Genomic DNA, 16870 nt, shown 5'->3' with positions numbered 1-16870 from the left:
TTTATTGTTGTATAACAGGTGAGGATGTCATTGAATGAACGGGAACAGATATGGTAAAATATTTATTAATTCAGAATTTTTAAATAAAATGAGGGGTGAGGAAATGAACGTACCATTAGTATTATCGCATTTCTTAGATCGAGCAGCCTTACTATATGGCGATAAGAAAGCCATTATTGGAGATGACAAGGTTTTATCCTACTTAGAGTTGAACGGCCGTGTAAACCAGCTTTCAAATGGTTTAAGGGATCTTGGAGTCAAAAAAGGTGATAGGGTGGCATATTTGGCACCTAACTCAATTGAAATGCTTGAAGGCTTTTATGGAGTATTTCAACTTGGGGCCGTAATCGTTCCATTGAATATCCGCTTGAAGCCTGCCGATTATTTATTCATTTTGAACCATAGTGAATCCAAGGTTCTTTTCGTAGATCAGGAATTGTATCAACTAATTTATCCTGTCAAGGATGAACTTGAATCGGTGGAACACATAATTGTACATTATAAAGGTGAAGAGATAAATGAAATCGATTACAACTATTGGCTGGAAAGTTATGATAACAGGAGTTTTAATCGGGAGACAGTGGATGAAAATGATGTTTCGAGCCTTCTTTATACAAGCGGGACCACAGGAAATCCCAAAGGGGTGATGCTGACCCACCGCAACAATTACTTGCATGCCCTAGGTGCGATGCATCACTTCAGAGTCAATGACCGCGATACATATTTGCATGTACTGCCGATGTTCCACGTAAATGGTTGGGGTGCCCCATTTTATTATACGGCAAATGGTGCCACTCAAGTTTGTTTGAGGAAAACCACACCCGAAACAATATTTGATGCACTTGAGAAGCATAAGGTTTCCATTATGCATATGGCACCAACGGTTCTGAATTCTTTGTTTCAATATTATGAGCGGAATGTTCCGGTGATTGAGCAAGATATCCGAATTGTTGTTGCGGGTTCCGCTCCGCCCCCTGCATTCGTTACAAGGGTAGAAAAAGAGTTAGGCTGGGAATTCATTCAAATTTATGGAATGACTGAATCAACACCGGTAACTTTGATATCGCTGATTCGTTCTGAATTCGATGATCTTTCGGAAAAGGAAAAATATAGAATGAAGGCGAAAGCCGGATATCCCATCATAGGCAGTGAGGTAAGGGTTGTACATGAAAATGGTGAGGAAGTAGTCCATGATGGTGTGGACATCGGGGAGCTCATCGTCCGCAGTCATGGTGTGATGTTAGGTTATTGGAAAAATGAAGAAGCGACCAACCAGACACTGAGAAATGGATGGCTGCATACTGGGGATATGGCAACAATCGATGAAAATGGAAATGTTGATATCGTTGACCGCAAAAAGGATATAATCATAAGTGGCGGAGAAAATATCTCTTCCATAGAAGTGGAAGGAATACTCTATGAACATCCGGACATTCTTGAAGCGGCAGTCATTGCCGTTCCGCATGAAAAGTGGGGAGAGACGCCGCATGCCTTCATTGTGCTAAAAATGGGTGTGGAATTAACAGAGGATGATATAAAGACCTTCACACGAGAAAAAATGGCCCATTTTAAATCAGTCAACAGTGTGTCGTTCGTCGATGAGCTTCCAAAAACGGCATCGGGAAAAATACAAAAAATCCATCTACGTAACGATTACTGGGAATCTAAGGGGAAAACAGGCAGATTCGTCAATTGAGCCCGCTAACGCTGATCAGAAGTGATCAGCGTTTTTTCGGTTTGGCCATTCAATCTGGTGTGATATGGATCCTGACGGGAAATGAAGGTGGGGGTTCCCTTTGACCTTTGACCATGATGAATGTCCCCTTTCGTAATCACAGCCACAGGAACTCATGCCATTGTTTGATAAAGGCCATCATAATCAGATTCATTCATTTTGACTTTTTAAGATAATGAATGGAATTAGTTTCGATAAATAAAACTTCCTGTTTAACGATAAAATGTTACTATTATAAAATATTTCAAATTATTATAACTTTTCTTTTTTCATCATGTTTACTTTTAGAGTTTTTGGATTGTGGGGGGGAACATTGAAACGTATTCATTATAGCTGGGTGATTCTAATCATTACATTTTTCTCGATTATTGTAGCCGGAATCGTTAGATCATCATCAGGAGTATTCATCGTACCATTTGAAAATGAGTTCGGGTGGGACCGGTCCGTCATTTCTTTAGCCTTCGCTATAAGTCTTTTTCTTTATGGTTTATCGGGTCCGTTCATGGCTGCTCTAATTGAAGTGCTTGGATTAAAGAAAATGATGGTGTTGGCCATGTCAACTTTATTGGCAGGGATTTTCCTCACTTTTTTCATGGAGCATGAGTGGCAGCTCATTCTAATTTGGGGGATTATCATTGGCTCGGGGTCTGGAGTGTTTTTAACGGTATTGAGCCCATATGTGGCAAATCGTTGGTTCGAAAGGAGGCGGGGGCTGGCGGTCGGGATACTAACAGCAAGTACGGCCACAGGTCAGCTCATTTTACTTCCGGTTTTAGCAATCATCATTGAAGATTACTCTTTTAGATGGGCAATTGGTTTAATTTTGGTCCTTTGCTTAATCATGCTGGCAATCATCCTTTTATTCATGAAAAACGATCCGAAGGAAGCTGGCATTCTTCCATATGGATTAGTAGAAGAAATCCAAGAGGCTGCCCCAGTCCAAAAGAAGAACCCCATCGGTATGGCTTTTCAATCGTTAATTGAAGCAGTGAGAGTAAAGGAATTCTGGTTATTGGCAGGAAGCTTTTTTATATGTGGACTTTCAACGAGCGGTTTGATCGGCACACATTTCATTTCTTACTGCATTAGTTTTGGAATACCCGTTGTTACGGCAGCGTCACTGTTATCTTTCATGGGGATCTTTGATTTGATTGGTACGACTGTATCCGGGTGGTTATCAGATCGTTTTGATAACCGTTGGTTGTTGTTTTGGTATTACGGTCTAAGAGGTGCTTCCCTCGTATTGCTTCCTTATGCGCTAAATGAAGGCTCAATAGCGCTATTGATCATCTTCTCCGTTTTTTACGGCTTGGATTGGATAGCTACAGTGCCTCCGACCATAAGCATTTCAAGGCAAGTCTTTGGATTGGAGAAAAGCGGGATTGTATACGGTTGGATATTCGCGGCGCATCAGGCGGGTGCAGCAGTGGCGGCATATGGCGGGGGGCTTCTCTTCAAAATATTCAACTCCTATACATGGGCATTCTTCCTTGCAGGAATCTTTTGCTTATTGGGTAGCTTGTTTGTCATACTAATAAAAAAGCAAAAATCGGCCACAGTGGTTAAAGATGAAGCAATGAGGTTATAGAAGTGGTGTTAAATCTGTTATGGATGAAAGAGGTGAATCTATGAAGGGCACGTTTGTACCCATACAGGAAAGTAAACGGATTGTAAGCATCGATATTTTACGTGGGTTAGCCATTTTAGGTATTTTTTTAGTGAATATGCCTTCTTTTCACTCCCCGCTCTTATACATAGATGGTGCTGAACGATGGTCTGGAGGATGGGACGGGATATTGTACAGACTCAGTGATGTGGCCGCACAAGCCAGCTTTTATCCTTTATTTGCGTTTCTGTTCGGTTTCGGGGCTGTCATACTGGCTATTAGGAGTGAAGAAAAGGGCATTTCATTTCCTTTACTATTTACGAAAAGGCTAGGTTTCCTACTGGCACTTGGGTGCATTCATGCCTTCTTCATCTGGCATGGGGACATCCTTATTAATTATGCTGTATTTGGGTTTGCATTTTTGTTTTTTTATAAGATGAAGGGCAGGAATTTAATTCTGCTAGGCTCGGTTTGTTATGTTCTGCCTTTTGCTATATTGGGTTCACTATTTCTTATAATGGGTATATTTGATAGGGAAGGAATGGAAATGACGACTGATTCGGCGATGATGAAACAGTCTATGGAAGTTTATCAATCTGGTACATTTACGGAAATAATGAGTCAAAGGGCACTAGATTGGTATATGGTGAATAACCCATTCAATGCTATTATCCTCTTTTTATCGATTTTTCCGTTTTTTTTAATTGGAGCAGGCGTTGCAAAGCAAGGCTTTCTCCAAAATATTAATCAATATAAACGACAGTTGAAAGCGATATTGATCGTAAGCTTGCTGTTGGGTTTGTCGATTAAGATCCTGCCATATGTGACGGTATACCATTTTGGTACGATATTCGTTCAGGATTATTTTGGCGGACCGCTACTGACGATGTTTTATATCACTGCCATCACGCTTCTGGCTGAAAAAACTGGGGCTTATCGCCTGTTCCGCCCCCTTTCGTATATCGGAAGGATGTCGATGAGTAATTACTTATTCCAATCGATCGTATGTACCTCCATTTTTTATTCATATGGTCTTGGTTTATATGGATCAGTCTCGTACACAACAGGATTTGTCTTCCTTATAGCCCTGTTTTGCCTGCAAATGCTGCTTTCCTCATTGTGGATGGGTCTGTATAAATACGGACCGGTTGAATATTTATGGCGTTTTGCTACATATGGTAAAAAACCGGTTATGCGTCGCTGAGGACTAAATGAGAAGAGATGTAATTGATGTTCATTAAATTGTTGATTTTACCTATTCAGGTGAACCCTTAGTTTTGTTTTTTTGTAAAAGCCTATGATATGATGAAATGGATATTGAAAGAGGGGGCAAAAAAATGACTCATATACACATAACAGCTTGGGTTATCGGAATCATTCTTTTCTTTGTAACATATTCGATGCTTAAAAGCGGAAATCCGAAAGCAAAAATGTTACATATGATTACGCGTTTATTTTATATTTTGATTTTCCTTACTGGCGGAATGCTGATTACGGATTTTGGTGCTTACGCAGTAAAAATGATTGTCGGAATCATCGTGATTGCGGCGATGGAAATGGTGTTGGTCCGTACGAAAAAAGGGAAAAGTACAGGTGCCATGTGGATACTGTTCATCGTTGCGTTTATATTCGTCCTTTATTTAGGGCTCTCCCTACCACAAGGAATGGACTATTTTTAATACAGAATTGAAAAACGGGTGAATGAGGAAACCTCATTTACCCGTTTTTTTTAGCCACTATTGTGAATTCACTTTCTCAATGACGATCCTTTTTCCAGTGTTAAGTGTGAATTCAAAACGATCGTGATCCTTTTTACCATAAGAAAAATGGTGCTGAACGAGACATATTTGGCTCTCGTTATCAAAGGTGAAGAAATTCACGCCGGACTGGTTAGGGACTGCCCTTAAAAAAGTGAGTTGATTATAGCTATATATACAATCATAAATCGAAAAATCAAGTGAATTCAAGGTCGTTACAAATTGGAAAAAGGAATCGTCGTTCAATTCTTCCAATAATCTTTCAAAAGAGTAGAGCAGTTTTTTGCGAATCCGAATGGGCTCATTTTCCCTTAAGAAGGTGATTTCCCGGTGAAGCAGGATTTTCCCCTCTTCTTCTACCACTCCTTGCTGCCAACGCCCGCCTCTGTACACTTCGATGATACTGTCAATGTGGTCTTCAATGGAACAAGCCTCATCGGTTTCATCATCAAAAAAAATCCATTGTTGATTGATATTTTCCACTGTTCCTTCGGTAAAGGCTCTTGTTTGCCTGTTCATTAACTTTGTTCGTTGTTGCTGACTCATACATATACCTCCAATAGTGGAATCCTCACCTACTTTTTAGTCAAAATCCAATGAAAATATAACTGTATATTTTAAAATATTATGGACAAATAACCAACTTTCCGACTTCGCATAGGCTATGTTTAAACAGTGGATGCTTTGCTCAACAATTCATTATCTACATGAACGTTGAGGGTAGGGGAGTCCCACGGAATCATGCTAATAAATACTTAAGATTTCTTTGCAATTGGTGTTCAAATTCAGAAATATAGGGACGGTAAATCTCTTTTTACAGAAGCAATATTTTTTATATTGACCGGATAGAAAGGATGAAGTGTGATGTGTGGGATTACAGGCTGGGTGCATTTTCAAAAAGATTTACGGACAGAAACAAAAACACTTGAAACCATGACAAAAACGTTGGCAAAGCGGGGGCCAGACGAAGAAAATGTTTGGAGCGAAGCCCATGTTGCCTTTGGTCATAAACGGTTGACGGTTGTCGATGCGGAAGGCGGAAAACAGCCGATGACGAAATATCACGAAAACGGCAGGTATACGCTTTGTTATAACGGAGAGCTATATAACACCGAAGATATTCGAAAACAGCTATTATTAAAAGGATATTCCTTTAAAGGTCATTCTGATACAGAAGTTTTACTAACTTCATATATAGAATGGAAAGAAAATTGTGTCGACTTGTTTAATGGGATTTTTGCGTTTGCGATTTGGGATGAAATAGAACAGAAATTATTCATTGGAAGAGATCGGATGGGCGTAAAGCCATTCTTTTATGCGGAAAGAGACGGTGGATTCATTTTTGGTTCGGAATTAAAAGCAATCCTTGCACATCCTGACGTCAAAACGGAGATTGACCGAGAAGGCTTATCTGAAGTGTTTGGCGTTGGTCCTTCCCGAAAGCCAGGATCAGGTGTGTTTCATAATATCCAGGAGTTAAGGCCTGCTCATGCGCTTACCTTATCTAGAAAAGGGCTCCGAATTTGGAGGTATTGGAATGTGCAAAGTGAAGAACACCGAGATACCATCGATGAGACGGCTGATAAGGTCCGCTTTCTTGTTGAAGATGCAGTGACTCGACAACTTGTATCTGATGTTCCACTATGTACCTTCTTGTCAGGAGGACTGGACTCAAGCGCCATTACTGCTATTGCTGCAAATGCCTATCAAAATGAAGGTAAAGGTCCGCTTCATACGTATTCCATTGATTATGAAGATAATGAACGATATTTTAAGGCTAATGACTTCCAGCCTAACTCTGATGGGCACTGGATTAAAAAGATGTCGGATACCTTTAATACGGTGCACCATTCATCGATTATTACTCAAGAACAGCTAACAGATTATCTAACCGAAGCGGTTCATGTACGTGACCTCCCCGGCATGGCAGATGTAGATTCTTCTTTGCTTTGGTTTTGTAAGGAAATTAAGCAGGATTTTGTCGTGGGCTTATCTGGGGAGTGCGCGGACGAAATTTTCGGTGGCTATCCATGGTTTCATCGTGAAAATGATTTGAATCGTGCTGGGTTTCCATGGATGAGATCGACCGATGAACGGGAATCTTTATTGAAAGCGGGATGGCGTGAGAAATTAAAGTTGGAAGAATATGCGCAAGAAGCCTATTTAGCAACTGTTGCCGAAACACCCAGATTGGAAGGAGAAAGTGGTGAAGCGGCAAAGCGCAGGGAGCTTTTCTATGTAAATTTATTATGGTTTATGACGACACTTCTTGATCGGAAGGATCGAATGAGTATGGGAGCAAGCCTGGAGGTTCGCGTGCCGTTTGCTGATCATCGCCTTGTGGAATACGCATGGAACATTCCTTGGGAAATGAAAATGGCTGGAAACCGTGAAAAGGGGATACTGCGAAAAGCATTGGAAGGGTTGTTGCCGGATGAGGTTTTGTACCGTAAAAAAAGTCCATATCCTAAAACCCATAACCCGATATATACGGACCGTGTTCAAGGGTGGCTGAAAGACTTATTAATGGACAAAAGTTCGGTCCTACATGAGTTTTTCGATAAACAGAAGCTCACGGATATAGTAGATTCCAAAGGTGCCTCTTTTAAAGTGCCATGGTTCGGGCAATTGATGTCAGGCCCTCAGTTACTGGCTCATTTGGCACAAACCCATGTATGGTTCAAAGAATACGATATCCAAATAATCGATTAAAAAAACGGGGCAGGATGATTTTCTTTGCCCCGTTTTCAATGTCTCAATGATTGTATGAGAGAATTTTATATTGATATCGACCCAATTCAAATTGGCCTTCCCGTGTGGTTTCTTTTGTTCTTAAATCCGTTAGTGTACGCTCTTTCAAGTCAAAAGGTAGGGTGTAGGATTGCTGGACATCCGTCGGATTGATGAGGATCACGACGGAACGTTCTCCATTATATTTTTGGTAGGCCACGATATTTTCGTTTTCGGTTGTATCAAGGAATTTGAACTTTCCGTCATTGGCAAGTAATCGTTCTTCTTTTCGTAAGAGGATCAATGCTTTAATTTCATTGAAAAGCTCGGTATTTTGTTTTCCTTCTTCCCAGACCATACATTTTCTGCATCCTGGATCCATACCTCCGGTTAAGCCGATTTCATCTCCATAGTATATACAGGGGCTGCCATTGAAAGTCAGCAGGATTGCGTGGATGAGCTTGGCTCGAGCTAGATCTTCCCCGCAATCCGTGAAAATCCGCGGTGTATCGTGGCTTCCAAGAAGATTGAATGTCACGTCAAATACATTGGTCGGGTAACTTTGATAAATGGCTGTCATTTCTTCGATGAACTCGCGTGCATTAATGGTTTGTGAAGCGACAAGGCGAAATACTTGGTTGGTAAAAGGGTAATTCATGACCGCATCGAACTGATCGCCGCGAAGCCAAGGCATGGAGTCGTGCCAAATTTCACCTAGGATGTAAATGTCAGGTTTTATGTTTTTCACTGTTGTTCGAAATTCACGCCAGAATGGTTGGTCGACTTCATTTGCCACATCTAGCCGCCAGGCATCTATATCGAATTCCTTGATCCAATAGGCTGAGACTTCGAGCAGATATTCTTTTACCTCCGGGTTCGCCGTATTCAATTTTGGCATCGATTCAAAAAAACCGAATGTTTCATAATTTGGCCTTTCCCCTCCTTTAAGAGGAAAGCTGTGTGGATGGAACCAATCCTTATATTTCGAATCCGCTCCTTTTTCAAGTAAATCTTGAAAAGGGGGGAAATAGTAGCCGCTATGGTTAAAAACGGCATCCAGCATGACTCGGATATTCCGTTTATGGCATTCGTTTATTAGTGTTTTCAATGTTTCCTTCGTTCCGAATTGCGGATCGATTTTCCGATAATCAATCGTATCGTATTTGTGATTAGAGTAAGCATGGAAGATTGGCGTGAAATAGATGCCGTTGATACCGAGCTTTTCTAAGTAATCTAAATGTTCAATGATTCCTTCGAAGTCCCCGCCAAAAAAATTATCCACGGCCGGTTCTTCACTTCCCCAAGGTTTCACACCTTCCGGATCGTTGTCAGGGTTTCCGTTCGCGAATCGTTCAGGGAAAATTTGATACCAAATCGTATCTTTGACCCATTCTGGTGCTCCGAATACTTCATTTTGATGTAGATAGGGAATCGCGAAATAGCTCCCGGGATCTCGGGGCGGTTCTTTAAAGAAACCCTTTTCGGTGTAAATGGCACTTTCATCTTCTGAGAGGAGCTTGAACCCATATCGAATTCTTCTGTAGGGGGGTTTCACATAAATATGCCAATAATCGTAACGGTTATCGCTGCCTGATAAACACATGGGAAGTTCTTCGAACTGCCATAGACCATTATCTGAAATGTATGGGTCCCCAAAAATCAATCCGGCTGAGGAGATATCTTGTTTTTTCGTACGCAGTCGGATATGTAGGGTTTCAGTGTCGATGGGATAGCTATAATTGTCATTAGCTCTATGGTGTATGGATGAAAATTCCATTGAAAACACTCCAATTCTAAAAGTATTTGAGGAAGTGAATTGAAAAAGGGAACTTTAGGCTGTTTATGAGGGGGTCTCTATGTAGTTATAATTAGCCGAGTTTAAGTGTTTTTTCAATATGGTTATATACCCAAGTTTAATTGAAAGAAGCACTTATTAACTAAAAAATAACAAAAAGTGTTCATCACTACAAGGAAATAAATACGTCGAGGAGAATGTTGTAAAAACCAAAGCTGTTCATATAATGATAACAATAGTTTTGGCACCGCTTTCATTACAGGGGTTTTATTTGGTTGACTGAACTGAAAAACAGTATTATTTGGTGCTTTTGGACATGATAGAATAAACATTTTAAAAAGGAGAATGAAAATGAAGAAGCTGATTTTTCATTTTTTCATGTCCATGTTCTTGATCGTTATTGTAAGTGCTTGTGGATCCAGTTCAGATTTGGAAAATAAAGTAACGAAAGAAAATAAGAAAAACGAAGAATCCAGTAATGAAGCGAAGCCGAAAAAATTGATCATTTGGGAGGAAAAAGGTAAAGCCGAGGCCCTAAAGCCAGTAATTGAGGCATTTGAAAAAGAATATGGAATCAAAGTTGAGCATAAGGAGCTGGAAATAGCTACCGAGATGTATGACCGGCTTCGTCGTGATGGGCCAATCGGAAACGGGAAAGCCCCGGATGTCGTTACTTTTTCTCATGAAAAAGTCGGGCGTATCGTGAAGGAAGGCCTAATTCAGGAAGTGAAAGTGAATGAAGAAGTAATAAATGCCTTCATTGAATCTTCAATTAGGGGGGAAATGTATCAAGATAAGGTATTTGGATTGCCGAAATCCGTAAACACTTCCGTTTTTATTTATAATAAAAAATTGATGGCTAAAGCTCCTGAAACGATGAATGACCTATATAAAATGGCGAAGAAATCAAGAAAAGGGAAAGTGTATGGTTACTATGCCAAATGGAATGATTTCCATGATGCGTATGGAGTGATGGCTGGAATGGGAGGTTATGTATTTAGAGGTAAGGATGGAAATTTGGACCCTTCGGACATTGGTTTGAATAATAAGAGTGCAATAAAAGGGGCTGGGTACATCCAAAAATGGTATAAAGCGGATTTGATTCCAAAAGGCGACGAGGCAGCGATCGAGAAGTTGTTTGATCAAGGGAATTTGGCTTCTTTCATGAGTGACAGTAACTCATTTTCCAAGAGAAAGGATACAGGAATTGCCCCTTTGCCCAAATTGCCAAATGGTCAGCCAATGAAAACGTTCATGGAAATCAAAGGCTGGCATGTAACTGCATTCACTAAACATCCTTACTGGTCTACGAAATTAGTGGAATATTTGACAAACGATGATAATGCAATCCAGCGTTATGAAAAAACAGGGGAAATCCCCCCCAATAAGGCAATCAAACACAATCGAGTAATCAATGAAGATGAAAGGGCACAAGCCTTAAGCATACAAATACAATACGCTGAACCTGTGCCGAATATTCCGGAAATGAATAAGGTATGGGGACCGATGAATTCTGCCATGGTTGATATATCCACAGAAAAAGCAAAACCAAAAAGGGCTTTGGATAAAGCGGTGAAGACGATAAAAAAAGAACTTTAATCGTGTTCTGCTTATTCCATTCATTTACGGTAACCAGTATCTCCAATTTGTCCCTTTAGTGTAAAGTTTTTTATAATTTTGATTTGACGTTAAGGGGTCAAAAGGCTAATCTTAAAGGCGTAAAGAGATAGCTAGGAGGAGAGCGGATATGAGAAAAAGAGTGTTATCACTCGCTTTAATTCCGTTGCTTCTTTTTTACGCCATTCCAGTAGGAGCAGCTGAAAAAGAACAACGAACTTGGAAGGACGAAATCGTATATTCATTATTGGTCGATCGATTTTTCGATGGTAATATACAAAATAATGGAGACGCGAATGTCAATGACCCTTCTGCGTTTAATGGTGGGGATTTTGAAGGTGTCACGAAGAAACTGAATTATTTAAAAGATATGGGTTTTACCGCTATCATCCTTTCACCGATTTTCGCTAATGATGAAAATGGCTATCATGGCGATTGGGTGACCGATTTTTATAAAACGGATAAACACTATGGGACAATTAAAGAGTTTAAAAAACTCGTGGATGAGGCACATAAACGCGATATGAAGGTGATTATTGATTTTCAAGCAAATAATGTGGGTCCTGAATCATCATGGCTGACCGACCCTGAAAAACAAGGTTGGTTCCATGAAGAAAAAAAGATTTCCAAGGACGGAAATCAGGATGATTTGGAAACAGGCTGGGTTGATGGTCTTCCGGATTTGAATCAAGACAATGAGGAAACACGGAAATATTTACTTGATGCGGCCAAGTGGTGGATAACGGAAACCGATATTGATGGATACCGTTTAAATAAAGTCCAATACGTAGCAAAAGATTTTTGGAAGGATTTTATGGATGCAGTCAAATCTGAAAAGTCAAACTTCTATACAATAGGAGATGTACAAGGTGATGCCGATTTGATTTCAAGCTACAAGAAGACGGGTATCGATGCCTTTATGGATTATCCGCAAAATGCCGAGCTACGGAAAGCGTTTGCTGCACCTGATCAAGAATTGAAATCCGTTTTTAATGAATTTGCGAAAAGTGAAGATGAATTTGGGGGGAATGCTCCTCAGGCATTGTTCATGGACACTCAGGGAATGCCCCGATTTACAAAGGATGCAGCCGATCATAACGAAAATCCAGGTTCCAGATGGAAAATGGCTCTGTCATATCTATATACGATGCCAGGAGTGCCAATCGTATTTTATGGATCGGAAATAGCCTTAAATGGGGATAGTGCCCCGGATAATCATAAATTGATGAATTTTAAGACAGAACAGGAATTGGTCGAATATATAACAAAGCTTTCCGATCTCAGAGACATGTACCCAGCATTGATAAAAGGGGATATGGAGCTTTTATATGAAAAAGGTGGAGCTTCGGTTTTCAAGCGTGTGTATGGTGATGAAACGATTGTCGTCGCCATGAACAATACGACTGAAACTCAAATGATAAACCTTACTGAAAAGGAACTTGAAAAGAACAAAGAGTTGAGAGGTATGCTGAATGGGGATCTGGTCCGCAGTAAGGACAACAGCTACTCTATCGTAATCGACAGGGAGACGACGGAAGTCTACACTCTGTCACCTAAGTCGATTATTAATATTCCTTACCTGTTAGTTATAGGATTGGTTCTTCTTATTTTTGGTATATTCATTGCTTTGGTTATTAAGCGTTCAAAAAGGAACCAACCAAAATAATCATATACCTCTCGATGTCGGTAGCTGCCAAACATTGTCCCTAAGGCTTTGTGGAAAACAGGATCGGGAGGGTACAGCATGAATAAGACCTGGTGGAAAGAAGCGGTTTGCTATCAAATTTACCCGCGCAGTTTCATGGATAGTAATGGTGATGGAGTTGGAGATATAAAAGGCTTGATTTCAAAGCTCGATTATCTGCAGGATTTAGGGATAGATGTTATTTGGATTTGTCCATTTTATAAGTCGCCTAATGCGGATAATGGCTATGATATTAGTGATTATCAGGCAGTCTCCGATGAGTTCGGTTCAATCGATGATATCGAACTGTTATTAAAAGATGTTCACACACGTGGGATGAAGGTGATACTCGATCTTGTTTTGAACCATACTAGTGATGAGCACCCATGGTTCGTTGAGTCACGTTCGTCCCGCGATAATCCTAAACGGGATTGGTATATATGGAGGGATGGGCAGGACGGAAGGGAGCCTAATAATTGGGAAAGTATCTTTTCCGGAAGTGCCTGGAAGTTCGATGAAAGGACCAATCAATACTATTTACATTTATTTGCCGAAAAACAGCCAGATTTAAACTGGAAGAATACTGATGTACGACAGGCATTGTATGAAATGATCAATTGGTGGCTCGACAAGGGAATTGATGGCTTCCGGATTGATGCTATCACTCATATTCATAAGCGTGAGGGCTTGCCGGATATGTCCAATCCTTATTGGCATCAGTATGTACCTGCGTTTGAAATGCATACCAATCAGGATGGGATTCTGGATTACCTTCAGGAGTTGAAAGAAGAGACTTTCTCTAAGTATGATATCATGACGGTCGGTGAGGCCAATGGCGTCAGGATTGAAGAGGCTGAAGATTGGGTTGGGGAATTGAATGGGAAATTCAATATGATATTTCAATTTGAACATCTTGGCCTTTGGAATAGGGGACAGAATCACGATGTTGATGTTCAGGGGTTAAAACGCACATTGACCAAATGGCAAAAAGTGATGAAAAACAAAGGCTGGAATGCTTTGTTTTTTGAAAATCATGACCAGCCGAGAAGTGTATCGACATGGGGAAATGATCATCAATATTGGTTGGAAAGCGCAAAAATGATTGGGGCTCTATACTTTTTCATGCAAGGGACACCTTTTATTTATCAAGGTCAGGAAATAGGCATGACGAATGTCCAATTTGATTCGATTGAGGATTATGATGATGTTGGAATGAAAAACTTTTACCGGATTGAGACCTCCAAAGGCCGTCCGCATGATGAAATCATGAACATTATATGGCATAGCGGCCGTGATAATTCACGAACACCGATGCAATGGAATGAAAATGAAAATGGTGGGTTCACGCACGGAACACCCTGGATGAGGGTCAATTCCAATTATCGCGCCATTAATGTAGAACAGCAGAAGAAAGACCCATCATCCATTTATCATTTCTATAAAAAGATGATTGAACTTCGAAAAAAACATCAGGTCCTTGTTTATGGGGAATATGAATTATTATGGGAAGATCACCCTGAACTTTATATTTATACAAGAAGTATGAATGAACATTCAGTGATGGTAGTATGTAACTTTAGTATGAACCACCACCAAATCAACCTTTCCTATTGGGGTAAAATGGAACTTTTACTAGCTAATTATGTGGATTGTCCTGAAGGGTCCGTTATTGATTTACGGCCATATGAAACGAGGATTTATCGTTATTGACCTGTAAAAGACTTCTTGTATATTAACTTAAAACCTTACGTGGTTAGTCGTCTGACTTCTTTCCTTCTAAAAGACTTGTCGTTTTTTTAGAAGCTGATCCAAAATCAGCTTCTTTTTAATTTTAAAAAAGGGTTTAAAAGACGGAAAAATCAGCATTTTCTGAAATGTGAGCGAATGATAAAAAAAGTATGGATATAACTGTTGGACTGAGTGTATTATGAATACATACAAATGTATAATTATAGAATCCATTAGTGAAGTGTTTATTGGTATTCACCTTTTTTGGAATGAAGTCAATAAAGGCTAAGAGGGGAGAGGGGAAATGCATGGCCATCACAATAAAAGATGTGGCACAGCTGGCGAATGTTGCTCCTTCAACAGTTTCTCGGGTGATTGCAAATAACCCGAGAATAAGTGAAAAGACAAAGGCAAGGGTACGTAAGGCGATGAAGAAATTAGGATACCATCCAAATTTCATTGCACGTAGTCTTGCCAATCAATCAACCAGGATCATTGGCTTGGTCCTGCCAAGTTCGTCAAATGATTATTATCAAAATCCATTTTTTCCAACGATTCTCCAGGGCCTTAGTGAGGGAGCTCAGCAAAACCATTATTCCCTGTTGCTAGGCACGGGAAAAACCGAAGATGAAATTTACGAAGGAGTCGTAAACATGGTGCAGGGGGGGATGGTGGATGGAATAATCCTGATGTATTCAAGGATGAACGATCACATTCTGACCTATTTGAGGGCAAGGGATTTTCCTTTTGTCATCATTGGGAAACCCTATGATTTTCTGGAGGAGTTAACATATGTTGATAACGATAATGTCTTGGCAGCCGAACAGGCAACAGATTATCTCATTCAGCTAGGACATGAAAGGATTGGGTTCATTGGAGGTGATGTAACCCTTGTGATGACGCTCGATCGCTTATTAGGATATGAACGGGCTTTGAAGAGGGCTGGGATCGATCGAAGGAGGGAATATACCCTGCATGAAGACTTTTTGCATGAAGGCGGACAAGCAGCTGCAAAAAGATTGCTTTCCTTCGATGAACCTCCAACTGCTTTGGTGGTCAGTGATGATCTTATGGCACTTGGCATCGTGCATTCACTTCGCGAGATGGGCATTCGCACTCCAGAAGAAATGTCCATCGTCAGCTTCAATAACGTTATTTTCTCTGAACTTTCATTGCCTGCCCTGACTTCTGTAGATATTAATATTTTCGATTTAGGATATCGGGCTGCTAAGGGTATCATTCAAATGCTGCAAACTGGAGGTACTCCTGTTGGGTCCATCATTCCACATCATTTCGTGGAAAGGCATTCTTGCAGACCGATCAAGCAAGGTGCGATGGCCATGACTTATTAAACGAAAAGGGCATTACGCAAAAGTAATGCCCTTTTGCTAGAATTGCACGCTGAAACTTTTGAATGTATGTACGCCTGTTCCGTGTCTGACTAAGTTATTCTCTCTAAGATATTGAATGGCTTCCAGGACTTCCTCAAGAATCCTTGGTTCGAGGCCGATCTGGTTGTGTCCGCCATAGATTTTGGAGACTTTCTGGAGCTTAGCGATTTTTTCTAATGAATTCACAAGGTCTTCAGGGCTTGTCGATGGGTAAAATGCATAAACTGGTGTATCTGAATAAAGCAGGTCACCAGTAAATAAATAACCTGTTTCATTATCCAAAATAGAGATGTGGCCAGGTGAATGCCCAGGCGTGTGATAAATGCCTAAACTGCGGTTCCCAAGATCAATGCTTTCTCCATCTGTTAAGAGCTTATCAGGGTACCCTTGGAATGGCTTGTATGTAATAGGGTCGAATGATTCCGGTACGGGTATAGTGATATCCCGAGCCATTTCTTTTCTTATTTGTTCCAAAGACAAACCTTTAATGCCATTGATCAGCCAATCGGCATCATTACCATGAACATAAATCGTATCAAAATCCCCATGACCGCCAATATGATCCGCATGCACATGTGTGGTCAGGACGATAATAGGAAGATCCGTAAGCTGGTCAGTAATCCGCTTAATCGAATCGATGCCTAACCCTGTATCGATTAACGCAGCCTTGGTCTCCCCAAGTAGTAAAAAGGAGTGGACGTTCTCCCAATGACCATATTCACTAATTGCGAACGTTTCTGGGGCCAATTCCTGAACGGTGAACCATGGATCTATAATATTTTTCAAATGACATCACTCCTTCTCATACATATATTTCCGTTTGAACT

At 40.5% G+C, this 16870-nt stretch carries 12 protein-coding genes; 9 read left to right on the top strand and 3 right to left on the bottom strand.

The genetic code is table 11. The annotated features are described in order from the left end of the window. The first annotated feature begins 103 nt into the window (after nucleotides 1-103). The 4 genes from ACQKKK_RS04770 to ACQKKK_RS04755 all read left to right on the top strand — a co-directional run bounded on the left by ACQKKK_RS04770 (nucleotide 104) and on the right by ACQKKK_RS04755 (nucleotide 5020). Nucleotides 104-1696, top strand: coding sequence for a long-chain-fatty-acid--CoA ligase (locus ACQKKK_RS04770; protein ID WP_427614454.1), 1593 nt, complete (start codon nucleotides 104-106; stop codon nucleotides 1694-1696). Between the two features lie 352 nt (nucleotides 1697-2048). Beyond that, nucleotides 2049-3323: an MFS transporter gene (locus ACQKKK_RS04765; RefSeq protein ID WP_427614452.1), complete on the top strand. Its 1275-nt coding sequence runs from the start codon at nucleotides 2049-2051 to the stop codon at nucleotides 3321-3323. A gap of 40 nt (nucleotides 3324-3363) precedes the next feature. Then, nucleotides 3364-4545 carry a DUF418 domain-containing protein gene (locus ACQKKK_RS04760; protein WP_427614450.1) on the top strand — a complete coding sequence of 394 codons (1182 nt, stop codon included), beginning with the start codon at nucleotides 3364-3366 and terminating at the stop codon, nucleotides 4543-4545. Nucleotides 4546-4678: 133 nt separating this feature from the next. Beyond that, nucleotides 4679-5020: a YisL family protein gene (locus ACQKKK_RS04755; protein ID WP_427614449.1), complete on the top strand. Its 342-nt coding sequence runs from the start codon at nucleotides 4679-4681 to the stop codon at nucleotides 5018-5020. A gap of 57 nt (nucleotides 5021-5077) precedes the next feature. Here the strand turns inward: ACQKKK_RS04755 and ACQKKK_RS04750 are convergent, their stop codons facing one another. After that, nucleotides 5078-5644 (bottom strand): DUF2777 domain-containing protein, encoded by a 567-nt coding sequence (locus tag ACQKKK_RS04750; RefSeq protein ID WP_214743723.1) that lies wholly within the window; start codon nucleotides 5642-5644, stop codon nucleotides 5078-5080. 318 nt (nucleotides 5645-5962) lie between these two features. Here ACQKKK_RS04750 and asnB point away from each other — a divergent pair, with 318 nt between their 5' ends. Further along, entirely contained in the window at nucleotides 5963-7810 is a 1848-nt protein-coding gene (gene asnB, locus ACQKKK_RS04745) for an asparagine synthase (glutamine-hydrolyzing) (protein ID WP_427614447.1), read from the top strand. A gap of 43 nt (nucleotides 7811-7853) precedes the next feature. On the opposite strand, the gene ACQKKK_RS04740 is transcribed toward asnB, so the two are convergent. Then, nucleotides 7854-9605, bottom strand: coding sequence for a glycoside hydrolase family 13 protein (locus ACQKKK_RS04740; RefSeq protein ID WP_427614445.1), 1752 nt, complete (start codon nucleotides 9603-9605; stop codon nucleotides 7854-7856). A 369-nt stretch (nucleotides 9606-9974) separates the two neighbouring features. Here ACQKKK_RS04740 and ACQKKK_RS04735 point away from each other — a divergent pair, with 369 nt between their 5' ends. The 4 genes from ACQKKK_RS04735 to ACQKKK_RS04720 all read left to right on the top strand — a co-directional run bounded on the left by ACQKKK_RS04735 (nucleotide 9975) and on the right by ACQKKK_RS04720 (nucleotide 16004). Next, nucleotides 9975-11222: an extracellular solute-binding protein gene (locus tag ACQKKK_RS04735; RefSeq protein WP_427614444.1), complete on the top strand. Its 1248-nt coding sequence runs from the start codon at nucleotides 9975-9977 to the stop codon at nucleotides 11220-11222. A 148-nt stretch (nucleotides 11223-11370) separates the two neighbouring features. Then, a complete protein-coding gene (locus tag ACQKKK_RS04730; protein WP_427614443.1) occupies nucleotides 11371-12906 on the top strand; it encodes an alpha-amylase family glycosyl hydrolase in 1536 nt (511 codons plus the stop codon). Between the two features lie 78 nt (nucleotides 12907-12984). Further along, complete coding sequence (locus ACQKKK_RS04725) at nucleotides 12985-14634, top strand: glycoside hydrolase family 13 protein (protein WP_427614441.1); 1650 nt, start codon at nucleotides 12985-12987, stop codon at nucleotides 14632-14634. Between the two features lie 326 nt (nucleotides 14635-14960). Beyond that, nucleotides 14961-16004 (top strand): LacI family DNA-binding transcriptional regulator, encoded by a 1044-nt coding sequence (locus ACQKKK_RS04720; RefSeq protein ID WP_427614440.1) that lies wholly within the window; start codon nucleotides 14961-14963, stop codon nucleotides 16002-16004. Nucleotides 16005-16040: 36 nt separating this feature from the next. On the opposite strand, the gene ACQKKK_RS04715 is transcribed toward ACQKKK_RS04720, so the two are convergent. Then, nucleotides 16041-16820 carry an MBL fold metallo-hydrolase gene (locus tag ACQKKK_RS04715; RefSeq protein ID WP_427614798.1) on the bottom strand — a complete coding sequence of 260 codons (780 nt, stop codon included), beginning with the start codon at nucleotides 16818-16820 and terminating at the stop codon, nucleotides 16041-16043. Nucleotides 16821-16870 lie beyond the last annotated feature (50 nt).

Origin of the sequence: Peribacillus sp. NPDC006672, assembly GCF_050274955.1 — a bacterium.
Taxonomy (GTDB): Bacteria; Bacillota; Bacilli; order Bacillales; family DSM-1321; genus Peribacillus.
Note: the sequence above shows the minus strand (reverse complement) of the source record. Positions and strands in the feature narration are given on the sequence as shown.